The following is a 22,047-nucleotide window of genomic DNA, read 5'->3' on the forward strand; positions in this document are numbered from 1 at the left end:
CGGGATGAGCCTGTTTGCCGCAAGCCGGCGCCGATTTTGCCGCGGTCCTTGCAGACTAAGTAGATTTATCTAAAACCTATTTACTCAATCAACATTTTTTATATGGGCAACTAGTCTATCTATTTAAGTAGGTGTTCTTTATTTATGCCTTTGGCGGTATCGCCGGGGGTGGTCAGGAGAATCAGCATGGCATGGTGGAAATCGGCAGGCCGGCAGCAGGCGGCCAAACAGGCGGACCGTCCGGCCAATCGCTTGCTGTTGCAGGCGCTGGAGCCCCGGATGATGTTTGACGGCGCAGTGGCTGCCACCGCCAACCATGTCGCGCAGCATGTCGGCGTGATGCACGACCCGCAGGACGCCGGCGCGCAGCAGCATCACGGCGAGGCTAGGCCGGCCGCCGCCGCGGCGCCGTCGGCCGCAGAAGCGCCGCGCGCGGTCGGAGCGCGGGACGGCGCGGCCAACGTGCCGCAAGTGGTGTTCGTCGAAAACGACGTCGCCAACCTGCAAAGCCTGGTGTCGCAGTTGCCGTCCAATTACCAGGTGGTGATTCTGGACAGCAGCAAGGACGGCCTGGCGCAGATCGCGCAGTGGGCGCAAACCCACAGCGGCTACGGCGCCATCCACATCATTTCGCACGGCCAGGAAAACGATCTGCAGCTGGGCACGACGCAGCTGACGACGGCCAATGTCGCCAGCTATCAGGCGGAATTGGCCACGATAGGACAGGCCTTGCGCCCCGGCGGCGACATCCTGCTGTACGGCTGCGATGTGGCCGAAGGCAGCGACGGCGCGGCGCTGGTCAATGCGATCGCGCAGGAAAGCGGCCGCGTGACAGCTGGCTCTACCGACCTTACCGGCGCCGCCAGCCTGGGCGGCGACTGGACGCTGGAATACGCCACCGGCAAGCTGCACGTGGCGACGCTGGACCTGTCGGGCTATGACGGCCTGCTGACGCAACCCACTTCCGGCACCACCAGTTTCGATTCGCTGGATGGTTCCACCACCGTGGTGCCCACCGGCAACGCCACGCTGACGGTAAGCAATTACCTTGGCTGGAATTTCACCATGAACATGAACTCGAACAGCGACGGCCAGAACGAGATGATCATCGTCGAGAAAGATGGTTCGAGCACCACGGAAACGGTGGACGCGCTGAGCGACGGTGTCAAGCAGATCAACTACTTATCGGTCAAGCCCAACGACAGCAGCCTGTTCACGCTGAACTCCATCACCGTGGTGATCAACGGCTACGACTCCACCTTCAACGGCGGCACCATGCAGCTGGTGGGCTATCTGAACGGTTCCGCCGTCGCCGGCGCCACCTTGAGCCAGAGCGTCAGCGACATCGACAACAGCGGCTCGCCGGTCACCTTCAATGTGTCCAGCAACAGCAATTTCGTCGGCATCGACTCCTTCCGCGTGATCGCGGCCAATGGCCACAACGTCACCGGCCTGGTGGGCATCGGCGCCATCAACGCCACCACCTTCCATTTCCCGGGGCCGACGCTGACCGCCAGCGGCGGCAGCAGCGCCTACAGCTCCGGTAGCGGCAACGCGGTGACGGTGGACAGCGGCATCACGCTCAGCGATACCGCGGCCTCGACCCAAACCAGCGCCACGGTATCGATTACCGGCAACTTCCACAGCGGCGAGGACGTGCTGGCATTCACCAATAACGGCAGCACCATGGGTAATATCAGCGGCAGCTACAACAGCGGCACCGGTGTGCTGACGCTGACCTCCAGCGGTTCCACCGCCACCAATGCGCAGTGGCAGGCGGCGCTGGAGGCGGTGACTTACCGGGACAGCTCGCTGTCGCCGAATACCAGCACCCGCACCCTCAGCTTCGCCATCACCGACGCCAGCAGCAACACCAGTTCCACGGTGACCAAGACCGTCACCGTGGCGGCGGACAGCGCGCCGGTGATCAGCAACCTGAACGGCGACAGCAATACCTACTACGCCGGCAGCGGCGCGGTGAGCCTGGACACCGGCACCGCGGCCACGGTCAGCGATAGCGATACTTCGAATTTCAACGGCGGCAATCTGACGGTGCACATCTCCGCCAACGGCCACAGCGGCGAGGACGTGCTGGGCATCAGCACCGCCGGCACGGTCACGCTCAGCAACGGCACCAACTCCGGCAGCACGGTGTCGGTAGGCGGCGTAGCGGTCGGCACCATAGACAGCAGCGGGGTGGGCAGCGGCGGGCAGGATTTGATCGTCGACTTCAACAGCAACGCCACTGCCTCCAGGGTGGGCACGCTGGTCAACGCGCTGACCTTCAACGACACCGCCGGCACGCCCAATACCTCCACCCGCACCGTGCAGGTGACGGTCAACGACGGCCGCGGCGGCACCAGCTCGGCGTCTAGCGTGACGATGGCGATCAGCGACGCGCCGCTGCTGAGCACTAGCGGCGGCAGTTCGGCCTTCACCGCCGGCGACAACGCCACCTCCACGCCGGTGGCGGTGGACGGCAGCGTCAGCGTCACCGACAACGCCAGCAGCACGCTGGCCAGCGGCACCGTGTCGATCACCGGCAACTTCCACAGCGGGGAGGACGTGCTGGCGTTCACCAATGACGGCAGCACCATGGGCAACATCAGCGCCAGCTACAACAGCGGCACCGGTGTGCTGACGCTGACCTCCAGCGGCGCCACCGCCACCATCGCGCAATGGCAGGCCGCATTGCGGGCGGTGACGTATACCGACAGCGCGGTGACGCCGAACAGCGCCACCCGCACCATCAGCTTCCAGGTCCAGGACGGCGGCAGCAATACCAGCACGGCGGTGACCAAGACGGTGACGGTGGCGGATACCGACCAGACGCCTATCGCCTCCGCCAGCGGCGGCAGCACGGCCTTCACCGCCGGCGACAACGCCACCTCCACGCCGGTGGCGGTGGACAGCGGCATCACGGTGTCCGACCTCGACAACACCACGCTGGCCAGCGGCACGGTGTCGATCACCGGCAACTTCCATAGCGGCGAAGACTCGCTCAGCTTCACCAATACCAGCGCCGTCACTTACGGCAACATCGTCGGCAGCTACAACAGCGGCACCGGGGTGCTGACGCTGACTTCCAGCGGCCCGACGGCGACGGTGGCGCAATGGCAGGCGGCCATGCGCGCGGTCAAATACACCGACAGCGCGGTGACGCCCAACAACGCCACGCGCACCATCAGCTTCGTGGTCAACGACGGTTCCAAGAACAGCGCCGCTACCACCAAAACGGTGACGGTGACGGATACCGACCAGACGCCGCTGCTCACCGCCAGCGGCGGCAGCGCCGCGTTCACCGCCGGCAACAACGTCACCTCCACTCCGGTGGCGGTGGATAGCGGCGTCACGGTGTCCGACCTGGACAACACCACGCTGGCCAGCGCGACGGTGTCGATCACCGGCAACTTCCATAGCGGCGAGGATGTGCTGGCCTTCAGCAATACCAGCTCCGCCACCTTCGGCAATATCAGCGCCAGCTACAGCAGCGGCAGCGGCGTGCTGACGCTGACGTCCAGCGGCGCCACCGCCACGGTGGCGCAATGGCAGGCGGCATTGCGCGCGGTGACGTACACCGATAGCGCCATCACGCCGAACAACAGCACCCGCACCATCAGCTTCACGGTGAACGACGGAACCAACAACAGCACCGCGGCCACCCGTAGCGTGACGGTGGCGGACACCGACCAGACGCCGGTCACCACCGCCAGCAGCGGCAACAACTCCTATATCATCAGCGCCACGCCCACCCCGGTGGTGGTGGACTCCGGCGTCACGGTGTCCGACCGCGACAACGCCACGCTGTCCAGCGCCACGGTGTCCATCACCGGCAACTTCCAGAGCGGCGAGGATGTGCTGGCTTTCAGCAATACCAGCTCTGCCACCTTCGGCAATATCAGCGCCAGCTACAACAGCGGCACCGGTGTGCTGACGCTGACGTCCAGCGGCGCCACCGCCACCGTGGCGCAATGGCAAGCGGCGCTGCAGGCGGTTACCTACAACGACACCTCGGGCACGCCCAATACCGCCACCCGCACCATCAGCTTCGTGGTGAACGACGGTCAAGTGAACAGCGCCGCCGTCACCCGCAGCATCGCCATCCAGCTGCCGACGCCGACGGTGAGCGGGCTGACCGCCGGCACCGACACCGGTAGCAGCAGTTCCGACGGCATCACCAGCGACACCACGCCGACAGTGACCGGCAGCGCCGAAGCTAACAGCACCGTCACCGTTTATCTTGATGGCGTCAGTGTTGGCACCACCACCGCCAATGGTTCCGGTGCCTGGAGCTATGCCTTCGGCACGGCGATCAGCAGCGGCTCGCACACCATCACCGCGATGGCGACCAGCGGCAGCGTAAACAGCAGCGTATCCAGCGGCTATGCGGTGACGATCGATACCACCGCGCCGGCCGCCCCCAGCGGCCTGGCCTTGAGCGCGGCGACGGACACCGGCAGCAGCCACACGGATGGCATCACTGACAACAACCAGCCAACCATTACCGGCAACGCGGCAGCGAATAGCACGGTGACGGTATACGTGGACGGCACGGCGGTGGGCAGCGCCACCGCCAATGGCAGCGGGGCGTGGAGCTACAACCTCGCCAGCAGCCTGGCCGACGGCAACCACGCGATCCGCGCCACGGCGACCGACGCCGCCGGCAATGTCAGCGCGCAATCGACGGCGGATACCATCACCATCGACACCGCGACGCCGGCAGCGCCGAGCGGCATTGCCTTGAGCGCCGCCACCGACACCGGCAGCAGCCATAGCGACGGCATCACCGACAACAACCAGCCCACCATCACCGGCAGCGCGGAAGCCAACAGCACGGTGACGGTGTACGTGGACGGCACGGCGGTGGGCAGCGCCACCGCCAATGGCAGCGGGGCGTGGAGCTACAACCTCGCCAGCAGCCTGGCCGACGGCAACCACGCGATCCGCGCCACGGCGACCGACGCCGCCGGCAATGTCAGCGCGCAATCGACGGCCTACAACATCACGGTGGACACCGCGACGCCGGCAGCGCCGAGCGGCATTGCCTTGAGCGCCGCCACCGACACCGGCAGCAGCCATAGCGACGGCATCACCGACAACAACCAGCCCACCATCACCGGCAGCGCGGAAGCCAACAGCACGGTGACGGTGTACGTGGACGGCACGGCGGTGGGCAGCGCCACCGCCAATGGCAGCGGGGCGTGGAGCTACAACCTCGCCAGCAGCCTGGCCGACGGCAACCACGCGATCCGCGCCACGGCGACCGACGCCGCCGGCAATGTCAGCGCGCAATCGACGGCCTACAACATCACGGTGGACACCGCGACGCCGGCAGCGCCAAGCGGCATTGCCTTGAGCGCCGCCACCGACACCGGCAGCAGCCATAGCGACGGCATCACCGACAACAACCAGCCCACCATCACCGGCAGCGCGACGGCGGGCAGCACGGTGACGGTGTATGTGGACGGCACGGCGGTGGGCAGCGCCACCGCCAATGGCGGCGGGGCGTGGAGCTACAACCTCGCCAGCAGCCTGGCCGACGGCAACCACGCGATCCGCGCCACGGCGACCGACGCCGCCGGCAATGTCAGCGCGCAATCAACGGCCTACAACATCACGGTGGACACCGCGACGCCGGCAGCGCCAAGCGGCATTGCCTTGAGCGCCGCCACCGACACCGGCAGCAGCCATAGCGACGGCATCACCGACAACAACCAGCCCACCATCACCGGCAGCGCGACGGCGGGCAGCACGGTGACGGTGTATGTGGACGGCACGGCGGTGGGCAGCGCCACCGCCAATGGCGGCGGGGCGTGGAGCTACAACCTCGCCAGCAGCCTGGCCGACGGCAACCACGCGATCCGCGCCACGGCGACCGACGCCGCCGGCAATGTCAGCGCGCAATCAACGGCCTACAACATCACGGTGGACACCGCGACGCCGGCAGCGCCAAGCGGCATTGCCTTGAGCGCCGCCACCGACACCGGCAGCAGCCATAGCGACGGCATCACCGACAACAACCAGCCCACCATCACCGGCAGCGCGACGGCGGGCAGCACGGTGACGGTGTATGTGGACGGCACGGCGGTGGGCAGCGCCACCGCCAATGGCGGCGGGGCGTGGAGCTACAACCTCGCCAGCAGCCTGGCCGACGGCAACCACGCGATCCGCGCCACGGCGACCGACGCCGCCGGCAATGTCAGCGCGCAATCAACGGCCTACAACATCACGGTGGACACCGCGCCACCGCAGGTGCAAAGCTTCACCACGGTCGGCGCTGTCGACACCTTGGACAGCACGCTGTCCTACCAGGTGGTTTTCTCCAAGCCGGTGACCGGCTTCACCGCCGACGATCTGACGGTGGTCAGCAGCGGCAGCGCGCATGGCACGGTCGGCAGCGTGACTCAGATCAGCGCCACCACCTATGTGATCGGGCTGACCGGCGTGGGAGGCAGCGGCTCGCTGTCGGTGGCGATCAAGGCCGGCACGGTCAGCGATGCCGCAGGCAATCCGCTGTCCGGCAATGCCACTGCGCCGGCTTATCAGGTTTCGGCGCAGATGGTGGTCGTGAATCCGGTCGCGCCGACGTCCATTCTGCCGTCTGAGGTGGTCTCGACAAATATCCAGTTGCCGGCGATCACACCGAATATCGTGCTGACTGCGGTCAGCAATGCGGCGGCCAATGCGCCCCTGGTCCAGGGGGATGCCACGGTTGCCACCACTACGACTACCGAGCGTTCCGCCTTGTCTCCTGCGTCTTTCGGCACCACCAGCGTCGATAACGTCAACGGCAATGCGGCCACCTACATCAGCAATACCAACAGCAATCTGACTACGTCGCTGCAGGTGAATCCAGATCTGGGCGCGCGGCCGTTGATCGCCGGGCAGTCGTTCAGCATCGTGTTGCCGCCGGCTACCATCATCACCCGCGACGCGACCGCCAGCCTGAGCATCCAGGTGCGGCAGAGCAATGGCCAGCCCTTGCCCTCCTGGCTCAAGTTCGACCCGGTGACCGGGCGCTTCTCCGGCCAGGCGCCGGCGGGCTGGAACAAGCCCATCTCGATAGAAATGCGGGTGCAGGACAGGTCCGGCCATCATGGCAACAGCCATCTGCAGCTGAATTTCGGTCAGAAGCAGCCGGCCACGCAGTCGACGCGCAACGCCGCGCCGCAAGGCAAGCAGGCGTTGAACGAGCAGTTCGCACGACATGGGCACCAGGCACTCGCGCAGCAGTTGCAGGCTCTGCTGGGAGACGATGCGCAAGCGTAGTGGCAGGCGAGGCCGGGCGCAGAGCAATGTAGGGAACAACCCTGACAACCTTCAAAGCTTAAGGGGCAGCAGCATGCAATCGAGCAATCAGGCAGCACCAGCGGACCTTGTTCATGCACCGGCTAGCCGGCTCCGTTTGTTGCCGCTGGTTCTGGTCATGGCGATGGCGGGCTGCGCGGTGACGCCGCAGCCGCTCAGCCTGTCCGATCGGCGGGCGACGCTGGCTGCCGACCGGCAAGCGATGTTCGGCAGCCAGGAGGCGCTTTCCGGGCCGGTCACCTTGCAGGAGGCGATGGCGCGCGCGCTGAAGTACAACTTGGACTACCGGGTGAAGCTGATGGAGGAGGCGATGGCGCAACGCCAGCTGGACCTGTCCAGCCTGGACATGCTGCCCAAGCTGGCGCTGGCGGCGGGTTATACCTCGCGCAGCAAGGACAATGCGTCGTCCTCGCAGAATATCGCCACCGGCGAGCAGTCGCTGGTGCCGTCCATCTCCACCGAAAAGCGCGATCACACCGGCGATCTGAACCTGAGCTGGAACGTGCTGGATTTCGGCGTCAGCTATTATTCGGCCCAGCAGCAGGCCGACCGGGTGCTGATCCTGCAGCAGCGCAAGCGCAAGGTGGCGCAGCAGCTGATGCAGCAGGTGCGCGAGGCCTGGTGGCAGGCGGCCGGGGCGCAGCAGCTGCAGGGACGGATAGACGCTTTGCTCAAGGAGGCGGAATCCGCGCTGGAGGACGCCCGCCAAGTGGAGCGGCAGAAGCTGCGCGCGCCGCTGGACGCGCTCAACTACCGGCGCCAGCTGCTTGACGTGGAGCGGCAGATGTCAGCGGTGCGCAATGCGTTGTCGCAGGCCAAGCCCAGGCTGGCAGCCATTATGAACGTGACGCCTGGCCAGGACTTCCAGATCGCGGTGCCTGCCGACATGCCGGTGCCGGGGTTGGGCATGGAGCTGGACAAGATGGAGGAAATGGCCCTGCTCAACCGGCCCGAGGTGGTGGAGGCGCACTACAACCAGCGCATAGGCGCGCTGGAAACCCGCAAGGCGATCGCCAAGCTGCTGCCGGGGCTGGAATTCAGCGTCGGCCAGCATTACGACAGCAACAAATTCCTGGTCAACAACGCCTGGAGCGACGCCGGCCTGCGCATCAGCTGGAACCTGCTCAACCTGTTCAGCGCCGGGCCCATCACCCGCGCGGCGGATGCCCAGGTGGCGGTGGACCAGGCGCAGCGGCTGGCGCTGAACATGGCGGTGCTGACCCAGGTGCACGTCGCCTATCTCGACTATCGGGGCCGCGCGCGTCAGTTCGAGCTGGAGCATGAGCTCAACGGCGTGGATCAGGCCATCTACGAGCAAACCCGCAACGCGGTGGACAGCGGCGCCACCGCGCGGCTGCAGGGCATTCTGGCCGACGCCAACGCGGTGTTCTCATCGCTGCGGCTGTTCCAAACTTACGGCGACTTGCAGAATGCCTACGGCCAGATGGGCGCCAGCCTGGGGCTGGACCCGCTGCCCGCGACAACCAGCGGCTACGATCTGGCTTCGCTCAGCGCCGCGTTCCGCGGCTCCGAAACCAAATGGCAGGGCACGGTGGCGGGAGGCGCGGCCAAATGAGAACGCGCTGGCTCACTCTCGCCGCCATCGGGCTGGCCGGCGTCGCCGGCGCGGCCACGCCGCCGGCCTCGACGCTCAACGCCGCCGACGGCCGCATCCGCGTGCAGCTGATGTCGCGCCACGCGGTGACCCTGTCCAGCGAAATCCCCGCCAAGATCTCCGCGCTGCCGGTGGTGGAAGGCGGAAGCTTCCATCGCGGCCAGCTGCTGGTGGAGTTCGATTGCAGCAGCTACCGGGCGCAGCTGCGCAAGGCGCAGGCCTCGCTTGAGGCGGCCAGCCAGCTGTTGAAGGTCAACAATCAGCTGGCCAAATACAACTCGGTCGGCACGCTGGAGCTGACCCAGGCGCAGGGCAAGGCCAAGGAGGCCGCCGCCGATGCCAGCTACGCGCAGACGCTGGTGTCGAAGTGCAGCATCGCGGCGCCGTTCGACGGCCGGGTGGCCAAGCGCAGCGCGGCGGTGCACCAGTATGTCAGCCCGGGCAACCCCATTCTGGACATCGTCGATTCCGATTCGCTGGAATTGCGCATGTTGGTGCCGTCGAAGTGGCTGGCCACGCTGAAGCCTGGCAGCCGTTTCACGATCTCGGTCGACGAGCTGGGCGCCAGCTTCCCGGCCCGGATAGAGCGGCTGGGCGCGCAGATCGACCCGGTGAGCCAGTCCATCCTGGCGATAGGCGTGATAGACGGCAAGGCTGGCAACCTGCTGCCCGGCATGAGCGGCTGGGCCAGTTTCAAATAAGGCCATGGGACACGCCGACAAAAGCCTGGAACTGGCCACCCTGCTGCAGCTGCAGCGCCATGCCCGGGAGGCCGACAGCGCGGCGCAGCTGGGCTTCGTGATGGTCAACGAAAGCCTGCAGCTGCTGCCCTACCGCCAGGCCGCCTTCTGGCGGGAGGGGCTGCACCGCCATGTGGCCTCCCTGTCCGGCCTGGCCGAACCCGATCCCACCGCGCCTTACCTGCAATGGCTGAGCGCCGTGTTCCGCCATCTGCGACGCGAATCCGGAGAGGCGGCCAGCCGTTGTTGCACCGCCGCCGATCTGCCCGAGGCCCTAGCCGAGGAGTGGCGGCAATGGCTGCCGGAGCATGGCCTGTGGCTACCGCTGGGCGAGCATGGCGCCTTGCTGTTGGCGCGCGATCAACTTTGGAGCGACTACGAGCTCAAGCTGGCGGAAGAGCTGGCGCACGCCTACGCCCATGCCTTGCGGCATTTCGCGCCGCGCCGCAACTGGCGGGCGCTGTTGCGGGAGGGCCTGAGCGCCGGGCCGCGGCGGCGGCGCGCGTTGTTGGCAGCCCTGCTGGTGGCCTGTTTTCCCATTCGCCAAAGCGTGCTGGCGCGCGCCGAAGTGGTGCCCAGCGACCCGATGCTGTTGCGGGCGCCGGTGGCGGGGGTGATAGACCGCGTCGAAGTGTTGCCCAACCAGCCGGTGAAGCGTGGCGCGCCCTTGTTCGATCTGGACGCCACCTTGTTGTCCGGCCAGTTTGAGCTGGCCAAGGAAGAAAGGCGGGCGGCTGAGGAAAGCTTCCGCGCTAGCGCGCAATTGGCGGTCACCGACGACAAGGGCAAGCTGGCGATGGCGCAGGACAAGGCCAGGCTGGAGGAGAAGGACATCAGCGCCGATTTCGCCGGCCGCGAGCTCAAGCGCCTGCATGTCACCGCTCCGGCCGACGGCGTGGTGGTGTTTTCCGACCGCAACGACTGGCAGGGCAAGGCGGTGGCCCAGGGCGAAAAGGTGATGACGCTGGCGGACCCGGCCAAAGTGGAGCTGACCGCCTGGCTGCCGGCGGCCGAAGCGATCGCCATCCAGCCCGGCAGCCAGGTCACGCTGTATCCCAACGCCTCGCCATTCCGCTCCTACGATGCCACTTTGCTGCGCGTGGCCTACAAGGCCGAAGTCAGCGAGGGCAATCTGCTGGCCTACCGTCTGCAGGCGAGCTTCGTCGCCGGCCAGCGTCTGCCGCAATTGGGCCAGATGGGCACCGCGCGGGTGTATGGCGACTGGGTGCCTTTGTCCTATTACGCGCTGCGGCGGCCGTTGACGGCGGCGCGGCAATGGCTGGGCTGGTGATGGGCTCCGCGGCGCTGCCGCCGCTGCGGCAGGAGTTGACGCTGCACGCCGGCCCGGCGCAGGCGGACGGCTCGCCCAGCTGGATGCTGCACGATCCGGGAGCCAACCGTTTCTACCAGCTGGGTTGGGCCAGTTTCGAGATGCTGTCGCGCTGGCCGCTTGGCGACGCCGCGGCGGTATTGGCGGCGGTGAATGCCGAAACCACGCTCGAACTGGGCGAAGACGATCTGCTGCAGCTGCTGCTGTTTTTACGGCAGCACCAATTGCTGCAACCGCTTGCCCCCGCCGATTGCGAACGGGTCTGGCGCCAGTACCAGGCCGGCAAGCCCGGGCATGCGATGTGGCTGTTGAAGAACTACCTGTTCTTCCGCATTCCGCTGGTGCGGCCGGAGCCGGTGTTGAACCGGCTGCTGCCCTGGCTGACGGCGGTGTTTCGGCCGGCGTTCTGGTGGCTGATGGCGGCGTTGGCTGCGCTGGCGCTGGCGCTGGCGTCCCGGCGCTGGGATGAGTTCACTCATACCTTCTCCGGTTACGGCGGCTGGAGCGCCGCATTGGGCATCGCGGCGTCGCTTAGCTTGGCCAAGATATTGCACGAGCTGGGCCATGCGTTGACGGCCCGGCATTTCGGCTGCCGGGTGCCGGCGATGGGAGTGGCCTTCCTGGTGATGGTGCCGGTGCTGTACACCGATACCAGCGACGCCTGGAAACTGCCGTCGCGGCGGCAGCGGATGCTGATCGGCGCCTCCGGCATGCTGGCGGAGCTGACGCTGGCGGCCTGGGCCACGCTGGCCTGGTGCTTCCTGCCGGACGGTCCGCTGCGGGCGGGGGTGTTTCTGCTGGCCACCACCACCTGGCTGGCGACGCTGGCGATCAACTCCAGCCCCTTCATGCGCTTCGACGGCTATTTTCTGCTGGCCGACTGGCTGGGCATTCCCAATCTGCACGCCCGCGCCTTCGCGCTGGCGCGCTGGAAGATGCGGCAGTGGCTGTTGGGGCTGGACGACCCGGTTCCGGAATTCTTCCTGCCCGCCCGGCGCCGCGCGCTGATCCTGTTCTCCTGGGCCACCTGGCTGTACCGGCTGGTGCTGTTCCTCTCCATCGCCTTCCTGGTTTACCACCTGTTTTTCAAGACTTTGGGCCTGCTGTTGCTGGGCGTCGAACTGGGCTGGTTCATCGCGCGGCCCATCGTCGCCGAGCTGCGTTGCTGGTGGGCGCGGCGGGCGGATTTGCGCTGGCAGCTGGAAACCGCGCGCAGCGCCGCTTTGTTGGCGTTGATCACCCTGTTTCTGTTGCTGCCGTGGCAGCGCGATGTCTCCAGCCCGGCGGTGCTGGCCGCCGCGCAATCGCAAGGCTTGTACGCGCCGGATGCGGCGGAGGTGGTCGAGGTCAAGGCGCGGGATGGCCAGCAGGTGCGGGCGGGCCAGGTGCTGGCCAGGTTGTACTCGCCGGAATTGGCCCGGCAAATGGCGCAGGCCCAGGTGGTGGAGCGCCACCTGGCCTGGCAGGCGTCGCAGCAGCCGTTCAACAGCGAGTTGCAGCAGCAGGGGCCGGCCTTGCAGAAACAATGGCTGGCCGCGCAGCAGCAGGTAGCCAGCCTATCCCGGCAATTGGCCAGACTGGTGCTGACGGCGCCGTTCGCCGGCCGGGTGGCGGACAGCAGCGAGGCGTTGCGGCCGGGCACCGTGGTGGCGGAGGGCGAGCATCTGCTGGATCTGGTTGGGCCGGACGGGTCGCGGGGGGAGGCGTTCGTCGACGAGGACAGCCTGATCGGGCTGCGGCGCGGCGGCCGGGCCAGCTTTGTGCCAGACAGCGGCGAGGGCTGGGCGGTGTCTTGCCGGCTGGGACCGATAGACAGCCTGAATCTGGCCACGCTGGACCAGCCGCTGCTGGCTTCCACTTTCGGCGGGCCGATCGCCACCGAAGCGCGCGACCATGGCCTGGTGCCATTGAGCGCGGTGTTCCGGGTCCGGCTGGAGGACTGCGACCGCCAGGTCGCGCCGCTGCGCGAAACCGCGGGTTGGGCGAAGTTGCGCGGCGAGCGCTACAGCCTGTTGCAGCTGGGTTGGCGGCATCTTCTGGCCGTTGTCGAGCGCGAGGCCGGGTTGTAGCCGTTACGCGCCGTCCGATCGAGACGGCGCTGGTTTTCCCATCATTCACCGTGTCAATTCCAAGGAGAGAGCATGGCCGCCGAACTCAATTTCGCCTCACTGGCCCAGGGCCTGACCCTGAGGCCGGCGCAGTCCGCCGACGCGCCTTTCATCGACAGGGTCTACCGCAGCGCGCGGCCGGACCTGCAATGGATACAAGGGGAGCGCGAACTGATCGACACGGTGCAGCGCCAGCAGTTGCAGGCGCTGTTGCAGGGCGCTGGGCAGAATCATCCGAACGCGATGCATTTCGTGGTGGAGCAGACCGGCGCCGCCATCGGCGTGGTGATGGTGGATTTCGGCCATAACGAGGTGCGGGTCATTTTCCTGGCCATGCTGCCGGAGACGCGCGGGCGCGGCTATGGCAAGCAGGTGCTGCAGGGCTTGCAGCAGGCGGCGCGCCAGGTGCGTTGCCCGCTGGCGGTGGTGGTGTGGCATGGCAACGAGCAGGCGAGGCGTCTGTATCAGTCGCTGGGTTTCGTGCTGGAAGAGGCGGGCGCGGTGGCCGACAAGCTGGTGTGGTATCCGGACGGCCGTTCCATCATGGTCGGCGCGGTTTGAAGTCGCCAGCCGCTGGCGGCTGGCGTTGGCTGCGTTAATTGAACGGCAACTGGAAATAGCAGTACTGGCGGTCGCGGCCCATGGCGCCGGTGCGGCTGATCCAGACGTTTTCCAGCCGCCGCTCGGGCAGGCCGTCTGCCGCCGGCAGGCTCAGGGTGCCGACGGCGTCCACCAGTTCGGTGGCGTGGGCGGCGACCAACTCGACCACGAAAGGCGTGCGCTGCGTGTCCTCCCGGCCAGGCACTTGAGCCAGCGGCTTCTGGCGGACGGTCTGGATTCGCAATTCCAGTTCGGGCTGCTGCTCCACGCTGAACAGACAGCTCTGCCCCAGCAAGGGAGCGAAATCTTCGCTACGGAGTTCGGCCAGCATCGGGTTCTCCTCGGCGGCGCGGCCGGGCCGCCGCCGCCTGCAGTGGCGTTATTGTCTGGTGGGGAAGATGCCTTGCACGGCGATGCAGAAATTCAGCGCCAGGTAGGGGTTGAGCACGCTGACCGGGGCGGTGCCGCCGGCGGTGTCGGTATTGCCGCTCAGTCCCAGCCCTTTGACGGTGACCGGGCTCTCCAGTTGCTGGCTCCAGATGGTGGCGAGGCCGGTGCCGCCGCCAGAGGCGCCCAGATAGGGGTTGCTGGTGCTGGGCGCGCTGGCCGGCGTCGTCGGGTTCGGGACGGTGGAGGCCTGGAAGCTGACGTTGACAGCCGAAGTGCCGTGGTTGTGTAGCGGCATGTTGGAGGTCAGCAGGTTGACGGTCTGTTGGCCGCCGAAGTTGCCTATCGCGTAGGACGGCAGGTTGTAGGTGGGTTGCGCCGGCCCGATGCTGATGGGCATCCGGCCACACAAATTGGGCAACTGGAATACGGTGCTGCCATTGCCGCCGTAAAAACTGCCGATGGTGGCGAAAAGCGCCTGGTTCTGGGAGACCTGCAGGGTTTGGCCCTGGCATTGCGCCCAGTCTATCGGGGGAAAGTCGAAGCCAAAGGCGAGAATGGTGCCGATATATGCGTCCACGTTTGCTCCTTCGTCAGTGATCCCGCTGGCGGGATGCCGGCAGGGCTGTAACTTCCGCGATTGCCATAGGTTCAGCTTATACAGAATTGCATTTAATCCACATTGTCATTTGCCATGATGGTATTTCCACTTAATCGGCGGCCGGGCAGAGGCGAAATGCCGGATGGCCGCGAACGGCGCGCCAGGGCCGCCCCCGGCATGGCGGCGTTGATTGCCTGGGTCGTCGGGGTGGGGTGCTGCGCCTTCCTGCCGGCTTTGCCGGACCTGCGCGGGTATGCGCTGCTGCCGGCGGCGCTGGCCGCTTGCGCCTGGCGCTCGGGCTTGCCGCTCCGCCGATGGCTGCTGGTATTGCTGGCGCTGTCCCTGGGTCTTGGCTATGCCACGGCGCGCGCGCAGTGGCGGCTGCAGCATGAGCTGCCGGTGGCCTGGCAGCAGAAGCCGATTGCGTTCGTCGCGGTGGTGCGCGGCCTGCCAGATCCCGGCGAGTACGGCGTCCGGCTGGTGCTGGAGGTGGAGCGGGCGCTGACGCCGGGCGCGGCGCTGCCGGAGAGGGTACAGCTGCACGACTATCTGAAGCGGGACTGGCCGCCGGGCAGCCGCTGGCAATTGAGCGCGCGATTCAAGCCCATGCGCGGCAGCGCCAACGCGTTCGGCTTCGACGCCGAGCAGTGGCTGTGGTCGGAGGGGCTGCTGGCCAGCGGCTCGGCCGGCAAGGAGCGGCGGAGGCTGGCCGATGGCCAGGGCCTGATGGCCTGGGTGGACGGCTGGCGCGCGCGCCAAGTGGCGCGCATCGAACGGGCGCTGGGCGCCGGCAGGGAGTCGGCGTTGGTGGCCGCGCTGACGGTGGGCGCGCAGCAACGGGTGGCGAGGGAGGATTGGCAATTGTTCGCCGCCACCGGCCTGACCCACATCGTGTCCATCTCTGGTTTGCATATCACGATGTTGGCGGGATTGGCGGGCTGGGCATGCGCCAGCCTGCTGCGCCGCTGGCCGGTGGCGCGCGCGCCGCGCTTGCTGGTCGCCGGCGCCGCCCTGTCGGCGGCCACCGTCTATGCGCTGTTGGCCGGCTTCACGGTGCCGACCCAGCGCACCCTGTTCATGTTGGTGGCCGGCTGGGGCTGTTTGCAGCTGCGCCGCCAACTGTCGCCGTTCCAGGTGTGGTGGCTGGCGCTGTCGCTGACCTTGCTGCTGGACCCGTTCGCGGTGCTGGCGCCTGGCCTGTGGCTGTCGTTCGGCCTGGTGGCGACGCTGATGTTTTGTTCGCTGGCGCGACGGCGACCGCCGCCGCACTGGCGCGCCGCGCTGGATGGGCAATGGGCTGCCGGCGTGGCCAGCCTGGTGCCGCTGGCGGCGCTGTTCGGCGGTTTTCCGCTGTTGTCGCCGTTGGCCAACGCTCTGGCCATACCCTTCGTCTCAATGCTGCTGACGCCGTTGTCGCTGCTGGCGGTGGCGCTGCCGTGGGACGGCCTGTTGCCCATGGTCGGGTGGCTGGCTCGAGTGTTCTATTCCGGCGTGGCGTGGTTGGCGCAGGGGCCGGCCTGGCATGTGGCCGGCTCTCCCTGGCCGCTGCTGGCATTGGCGAGCCTGGGCACGCTGTGGCTGATTGCGCCGCGCGGCGTGCCGGGCAAGCCGTTGGCGGGTCTGTTGCTGTTGCCTGTGCTGGTGTATCGGCCGCCGGGACCCGCGCCGGGAGAGTTCCGCGCCACGGTGCTGGACGTGGGCCAGGGCTTGTCCATGCTGGTGCAGACGGCGGAGCATGCCTTGCTGTTCGACACCGGCGCCGGCGAGGCCGGCCGGGTGGTGTTGCCGCAGCTGCGCGGCCTGGGCGTGGAGCGGCTGGATATGCTGATATTGTCGCATCACGACAGCGATCACGATGGCGCGGCCGCCGGCGTATTGGCAGCGCTGCCGGTGGCCCGCGTGCTGGCCGGCCAGCCGCAGGCCCTGCCGCAAGCGCGGGCCCGGCCGTGCCGCCAGGGACAGAGCTGGGAGTGGGATGGCATACGTTTCGATGTGCTGGCGCCGGGACCAAGCCCGGCGGCCGGCGAGGACAACGCCTACAGCTGCATCCTGCGGATCGCGGCCAGCCGGCATGCGTTGCTGGTCAGCGGCGACGCCCCGCAGCAGGTGGAGGAGGCGCTGGTGGCGCAGCCGGGCGTCCGGCTGGCCAGCAGCGTGCTGATCGCCGGCCATCATGGCAGCCGCACTGCCAGCGGCGAGGCGTGGCTGGCGGCGGCGCGGCCGCAACTGGCGGTGATCAGCGCCGGCTTCCTCAACCGCTACCGCCATCCCCATCCGCAGGTGCTGCAGCGCCTGCGGCAGCATGAGGTCGGCGTATTGCGCACCGATCTGGACGGCGCCATCACGCTGGACTTTGCCGCCGAGGTGCGATGGCAATGCCTGCGACAGCAGCAGCCGCGCTACTGGCGCGCCCGCGGCGCGTGCGCCGCACCCGGCCTCAGTCCAGGTTGACGCAGGCGATCACCCGGTTGCCTGGGCCTTCGTAGTGCAGGCTGTCGAAGGACAGCTTGCGGGCGATCAGGATGCCGCGGCCGTGGCTGGTCATCAGCGAGGCGGGTTCGGCGTTCTGGTAGTACTCCCAGTCGAATCCCGAACCCATGTCCTCTACGATGAACTGCAACTGGCGGCCGTTCAGACTGAACTCCACCGAGACTTCGCGTTCGCGGTACTCCGGCGCCTGCAGCCGGCTTTCCAGCTCCTTTTCCCAATCGCCGCTGGCGAGCAGCTGGCTTTTCTGCTCGTAGCTGATGTCCAGGTTGCCGTGTTCGATGGCGTTGACCAGCAGTTCGAACAAGCCAGTGGCCACCCGTTCCGGCTGGGAGCTGGTCTTGGCCAGCAGCGCGGTGACGGCCTGGGCTTCGCGGTGGGTACGGCAGCGGAAGCAGGCGCTTTGCAGGTGGCGCAGCGCGTCGACATGCAGGTTGGCCAGCTCGCGGAAATGGACGTAGCGGTCCCAGTGGCCGACGGCGGCGCCGACAATGGCCAGCAGCATGTCGCGCGAGAACGGTTTGGTAAGATAGTAGAAGGCGCCGGCCGCCAAGCCCTCCTGCACGCTGGATGCGGCGCCCATCGCGGTCTGCATGATGACCGGCAGAAACTCCAGCCGCGGTTCGGCCTTGATGCGCTTGAGCACGTCGAAGCCGCTGATGCCCGGCATCATCTTGTCCAGCAGGATGGTGGAGAAGTGTTCGCCCTCGCGTTCCAGTATCTGCCAGGCGGCTTCGCCGTTTTCGGCCAGCTGGGTTTCGTAGCCGGCGTCCTCCAGCAGTTCGGACATCAATTCCAGATTGAACGGCTCGTCGTCAACGAGCAAGAGTTTGTGAGGCATCCGGCGTTCCCTCCTCTAGGTTACGCTGAAAATGGCGGGGAATCGAAAAGGCGAAGATGGCGCCGCCCGCCGGCAGGTTGTCGGCGCTGATCCGGCCATGATGGGCGTGGATGATTTCGCGGCTGATGGCCAGGCCCAGGCCGGTACCGCCAGCGCCGGTCTTGGTCGTGCTGCTCTGGATGAACTTGTCGAAGATGGTTTCCAGCTCTTTCTCGGGGATGCCCGGGCCGGCGTCGGCGACGCTGACGTGCACCCACTCCTGGCCGTCCTGTTCCGCCAGTTGCGCCTGCACCCGGATTTCCGCGCCGTTGGGGCTGAACTTGACGGCGTTGGACAGCAGGTTGCGGATCACCTGGCCGATGCGGAAGGGGTCGATGTCGGCCGCCAGCATCTCCGGCGAGCATTCCAGATCGATGCGGATCTGGTTGAGCGAGGCCAGCGGCGTCATTTCGTCGCAGGCTTCGCGCAGGCACTGGGTGAGGTTGCCGCGGCTGATGGTGTAGTCCATCCGGCCGACTTCCATCTTGGCCATGTCCAGCAGGTCGTTGAGCAGGGTCAACAGGCGGCTACCGCTGGTGTTGATGCGGGTGAAGTACTGCTCCAGCTTGACTTCGCCCAGGCTGTGCGCGCGCAGCTGACCCATTTCGGTAAAGCCGAGGATGGCGTGCAGCGGCGTGCGCAACTCATGCGACATATTGGCCAGGAATTCGGTCTTGGCGCGGCTGGTTTCCTCGGCCAGGATCTTGGCGTGGCGCAAGGTCTCCTCCACCGAGCGTTGCGCCGAGATGTCCTGATACACCCAGATGGTGCCCAGCTTGGGCACCGAGGGATTGACCGCCTTGCCGTGCAGCCGGCACCAGAACAGCTTGTTCTTGCCGGTGCGCAATTGCAGTTCGGTCTGCACCACCTTGCCGTCGTTGAGCAGACTGTACAGGGCCCTGCCGGTGCGCTCCCATTGTTCGCGGCTTTCGAAATAAGGCATGGTGGAGTGGCCGATCACGTTGCGGCCCTGTTGCTGGAACAGCTCGAGGAAGGCGTGGTTCACCTGTCGCAGGTTGCGGTCGACGATGTAGGCCATCGCCAGCGGGCTGGCATCCAGCAGCGCCGCCAGCTGCCGGCTTTGCACTTCCACCTGCTCGGCCAGACTGTTCTTCAGCCGGATCAGCGCCTCTTCCTGTTCTTTGCGCAAGGAGATGTCGCGGCAGACGGTGACGTAGAACCAGTCGTCCGGCATCACCACCCGGCTCAGCGACAGCTCAACCGGCAACTGCAGTTCGTCGCTGCGCAGCAGGCTGGTTTCGAATGGGCGGCCTTCGTGCTGGCGCGCGATCTGTTCGAACACGCTGTTGGGGTCAGGGTTGTACAGCTCGGGGAACAGCACGCCGACCGGCAGGTTTTCCAGCGATTGCGCGCTTTGCTCCACCAGCCTGGCGGCGGCGGGGTTGGCCTGCATGATGTGGCCGCTGCGGGCGATCAGGATGATGGCGTCGGAGCTGGCCTGCAGGATGGCGCGCTGGCGAGCCTCGCTTTGCGCCAGCGCCTGTTCCGACATTTCCCGGTCGCCGATCTGTTCGCGCAGCGTGCGGTTGTTCTGCTCCAATTGCTGCTGTTGCAGCTGGAGTTGCTTGCGCAGCCGGCGATTGGCCTGCAACTGGCGCTGCTGCAGCAACAGCAGCAGCGCCAGCGTCCAGGTCGAGGCGATCAGCAGCGTCCAGGCCATGCTGCTGAGCAGCGGCCGCACCGGTTGCAGCGAATAGGCGCCCAGCAGCAGCTCATTGCCGCCGACCTTGCTGCGGCGCGAGAACATCGGCGGCTCGGTGGGGATGGGACGGCCCGGCGACGAATCCAGCAGTGGGATGTCCGGCTGGCTCTTGCTCCAGATCAGCAGCCGGACATGGTGCAGCGGATTGTCGGTGATCAGTTCGTTGCCTATCGGCTGCATCAGCTTGTCCTGGCGCAGATTGAGCAATAGCAGCGTATGGTCGTCTCCCAGCCGGGTGATGATGTCGAGCCGGGTACTGCCCGGGCCGGACGGCTGGCTGGGCAGCAGCATCGGCTGGTCGCTGCGGCGCGCCAGGTCCAGCAGCCATTTGGAATCGCCCTGGTGGCTGAGGTCCAGCCCCTGCGGCAGGGCATTGGCGTCGTCTGGCAGGTAGCTGGCCACCGGGTAGTATTGCAGCTGCGCCGGGCTGAGTTGCAGGTGCTGGTTTTTCAGGAAACGTATGCTGGTGGCGATGCGGTTTTCGAAGGCGTCGCGCTGGTTCTGCTCGACCAGCGCCACGGTGCCGATGCCGGCGAACAGGCTGTCGTCGCGAACCACGCGGCGGGCCAGCTCCGACAGGCCGTGCGCCTGGCTGTTGCCGGCCAGCTGTTGCGCCATGATCCGGGTATGCTCCAGAGCGTCTTCCAGTTGCAGCACCACCAGGCCGGTGCCCAGCGCGCCCCAGTGCTGCTGTTCCTGCAGCCGTTCGGCGCGATCATGCTCCAGCAGCAGCCAATATTCGGTGAGCAGCAAGCCGGCGCCCAGCAGGCAGCCCAGCAATAGCGAGGTGAGTCGGTTCAACCTCGGCATCTGTTTCCTCGTCAGCGCTCGCTCAATTCTTGATACAGGGCCTCGAATTCACGGGACAGCTTGTGGCGCGGGTCCAGGTACACCATCGGGCAGGCGGCCTGATGCGATTCGCGTATCTTGACCGACGCCGATAGCGGCGAGGCCAGCACTGGCAGCCCCTCGGCCTTCAGTTCCTCCACCAGCCGCACCGGCAGGCTGGCGCGCGGTTGGAACTGGTTGACCACGATGCCTTCTATGTACAAGCCGGGGTTGTGGTCGGAGCGGATCTCGTCGGCGCTTTCTTTCAGGTTATAGAGGGCGTGCCGGGAGAATGCATCGCAATCGAAGGGGATCAGGCAGCGGTCGGCGGCGATCAGCGCCGAGCGGGTGTAGAAGTTCAGAGCCGGCGGGGTATCGATCCAAATTTCATCGTAGTGCGGCGCCAGCTGGTCCAGCGCCTCCTTCAGCTTGAACATCTTGTAGCGCGATTCCAGCTTGGCCATCAGCTCGGCCAGTTCCGGCTGCGAGGCCAGCAGCGACAGGCCGTCTATGCCGGTGGCGCGGACGAAGTCGCGCGGCTCCTTGCCGAACAGCGAGATGTTGAGCATCTGCTGGAACAGGTCGGCCACGCTGGGGCCGGCCTGTTTCCATGCCTCGCCCAGCAGGTAGTGGCTGGCATTGCCTTGCGGGTCCAGGTCGATCACCAGCACGCGCCTGCCGCGGCTGGCCGCCACGGCCGCCAGGTTGACGGTGATTGTGGATTTGCCCACCCCGCCTTTCTGATTGAATACCACGCGTCGGATAGTCATGGGGGATCCCTGTTGATTGGCGGTGCGGTGGGCGATTTCAGAAGCCGGGCTGTCCTTTGCAGACCAGCAGCATCTGCTGGTAGCTGGCCGAGTTCTGCACGACGGGCATGGCTTTTATTTGACTGTCATTATAGGAGAAGCTGGCGATCTGGCGGCCGTTTTCATCGAACAGCACCATGTCCAGCAAGCGGAACGTATGCTGGGAACAGTCGATCCGCCAGCTATTGAGCGACACCTTGTGGCGCGGCGTGGAGAGGAAGTTTTCCTGCTTCAGGTTGAAGATGGTCTTGCGGTCGCGGAATGTGACCAGCGGGCCCTGGCGCTTGATAGACAACTGGTCCAGTTCATTGAGGATGTTGCCATTGGGCGAGACGCCCAGATTCTGCCAGTCGGCGCTTGCCGGGGCGGCGGAGGGTTCCGCCGGTTTGACGGTGGCCGGGGTGGTGGCTGGCTGCGGCGTGGTGGCACAGCCGGCAAGCAGTAGCAGGACGAGCAGGGGGGCGGAACGAATGCGCATGATGATCTCCAGAATATCCCGCCAGTGTCGCATAGCCGTCCGCAAGGGGAAACCGGCCGGAAGGTTGCGGCACGAATTTGCGAAAAGCGCGGAACTTTATCGCGGCGAGGCCGGTCTGTCACAGTGCGAGAGCATTTTTCCTCTTCGTTTCAC

At 66.6% G+C, this 22,047-nt stretch carries 13 protein-coding genes; 7 read left to right on the forward strand and 6 right to left on the reverse strand.

Translation table 11 applies throughout. The features are described from left to right. Window positions 1-186 precede the first annotated feature (186 nt). From BI347_RS01750 to BI347_RS01775, 6 genes are all read left to right on the forward strand, one after another. Window positions 187-7,269 carry an Ig-like domain-containing protein gene (locus BI347_RS01750; RefSeq protein WP_071115177.1) on the forward strand — a complete coding sequence of 2,361 codons (7,083 nt, stop codon included), beginning with the start codon at window positions 187-189 and terminating at the stop codon, window positions 7,267-7,269. A 139-nt stretch (window positions 7,270-7,408) separates the two neighbouring features. Then, window positions 7,409-8,884 carry a TolC family protein gene (locus BI347_RS01755; protein WP_239690801.1) on the forward strand — a complete coding sequence of 492 codons (1,476 nt, stop codon included), beginning with the start codon at window positions 7,409-7,411 and terminating at the stop codon, window positions 8,882-8,884. Continuing rightward, on the forward strand, window positions 8,881-9,624 hold the full coding sequence (locus tag BI347_RS01760) for an efflux RND transporter periplasmic adaptor subunit (RefSeq protein ID WP_095210772.1): 744 nt from the start codon (window positions 8,881-8,883) through the stop codon (window positions 9,622-9,624). Before BI347_RS01755 ends, BI347_RS01760 begins: the two co-directional genes overlap by 4 nt. Window positions 9,625-9,628: 4 nt before the next feature. Continuing rightward, window positions 9,629-10,954, forward strand: a complete 1,326-nt coding sequence (locus BI347_RS01765; protein ID WP_071115179.1) for an efflux RND transporter periplasmic adaptor subunit — start codon at window positions 9,629-9,631, stop codon at window positions 10,952-10,954. Beyond that, window positions 10,939-13,062: a site-2 protease family protein gene (locus BI347_RS24735; RefSeq protein ID WP_275636630.1), complete on the forward strand. Its 2,124-nt coding sequence runs from the start codon at window positions 10,939-10,941 to the stop codon at window positions 13,060-13,062. The genes BI347_RS01765 and BI347_RS24735 overlap by 16 nt, the downstream gene beginning before the upstream one ends. A gap of 72 nt (window positions 13,063-13,134) precedes the next feature. Continuing rightward, window positions 13,135-13,662 carry a GNAT family N-acetyltransferase gene (locus BI347_RS01775; protein ID WP_071111502.1) on the forward strand — a complete coding sequence of 176 codons (528 nt, stop codon included), beginning with the start codon at window positions 13,135-13,137 and terminating at the stop codon, window positions 13,660-13,662. Between the two features lie 34 nt (window positions 13,663-13,696). Here the strand turns inward: BI347_RS01775 and BI347_RS01780 are convergent, their stop codons facing one another. Further along, entirely contained in the window at window positions 13,697-14,032 is a 336-nt protein-coding gene (locus BI347_RS01780) for a hypothetical protein (RefSeq protein ID WP_043579667.1), read from the reverse strand. A 48-nt stretch (window positions 14,033-14,080) separates the two neighbouring features. Further along, on the reverse strand, window positions 14,081-14,668 hold the full coding sequence (locus tag BI347_RS01785; RefSeq protein WP_071111500.1) for a phage tail protein: 588 nt from the start codon (window positions 14,666-14,668) through the stop codon (window positions 14,081-14,083). Window positions 14,669-14,824: 156 nt separating this feature from the next. Here BI347_RS01785 and BI347_RS01790 point away from each other — a divergent pair, with 156 nt between their 5' ends. Further along, window positions 14,825-17,140: a DNA internalization-related competence protein ComEC/Rec2 gene (locus tag BI347_RS01790; RefSeq protein WP_239690802.1), complete on the forward strand. Its 2,316-nt coding sequence runs from the start codon at window positions 14,825-14,827 to the stop codon at window positions 17,138-17,140. On the opposite strand, the gene BI347_RS01795 is transcribed toward BI347_RS01790, so the two are convergent. Genes BI347_RS01795 through BI347_RS01810 form a run of 4 tightly spaced genes read right to left on the reverse strand, consistent with a single transcriptional unit; the run spans window position 17,127 to window position 21,894 of the window. Next, complete coding sequence (locus BI347_RS01795) at window positions 17,127-18,017, reverse strand: ATP-binding response regulator (RefSeq protein WP_071111499.1); 891 nt, start codon at window positions 18,015-18,017, stop codon at window positions 17,127-17,129. The genes BI347_RS01790 and BI347_RS01795 overlap by 14 nt on opposite strands. Next, window positions 17,992-20,589: an ATP-binding protein gene (locus BI347_RS01800; protein WP_071111498.1), complete on the reverse strand. Its 2,598-nt coding sequence runs from the start codon at window positions 20,587-20,589 to the stop codon at window positions 17,992-17,994. The genes BI347_RS01795 and BI347_RS01800 overlap by 26 nt, the downstream gene beginning before the upstream one ends. Window positions 20,590-20,600: 11 nt before the next feature. Further along, window positions 20,601-21,377 (reverse strand): ParA family protein, encoded by a 777-nt coding sequence (locus tag BI347_RS01805; protein ID WP_083338632.1) that lies wholly within the window; start codon window positions 21,375-21,377, stop codon window positions 20,601-20,603. A 37-nt stretch (window positions 21,378-21,414) separates the two neighbouring features. After that, on the reverse strand, window positions 21,415-21,894 hold the full coding sequence (locus BI347_RS01810) for a surface-adhesin E family protein (RefSeq protein ID WP_071112044.1): 480 nt from the start codon (window positions 21,892-21,894) through the stop codon (window positions 21,415-21,417). Window positions 21,895-22,047: the final 153 nt, after the last annotated feature.

This window comes from Chromobacterium sphagni (assembly GCF_001855575.1).
GTDB lineage: Bacteria > Pseudomonadota > Gammaproteobacteria > Burkholderiales > Chromobacteriaceae > Chromobacterium > Chromobacterium sphagni.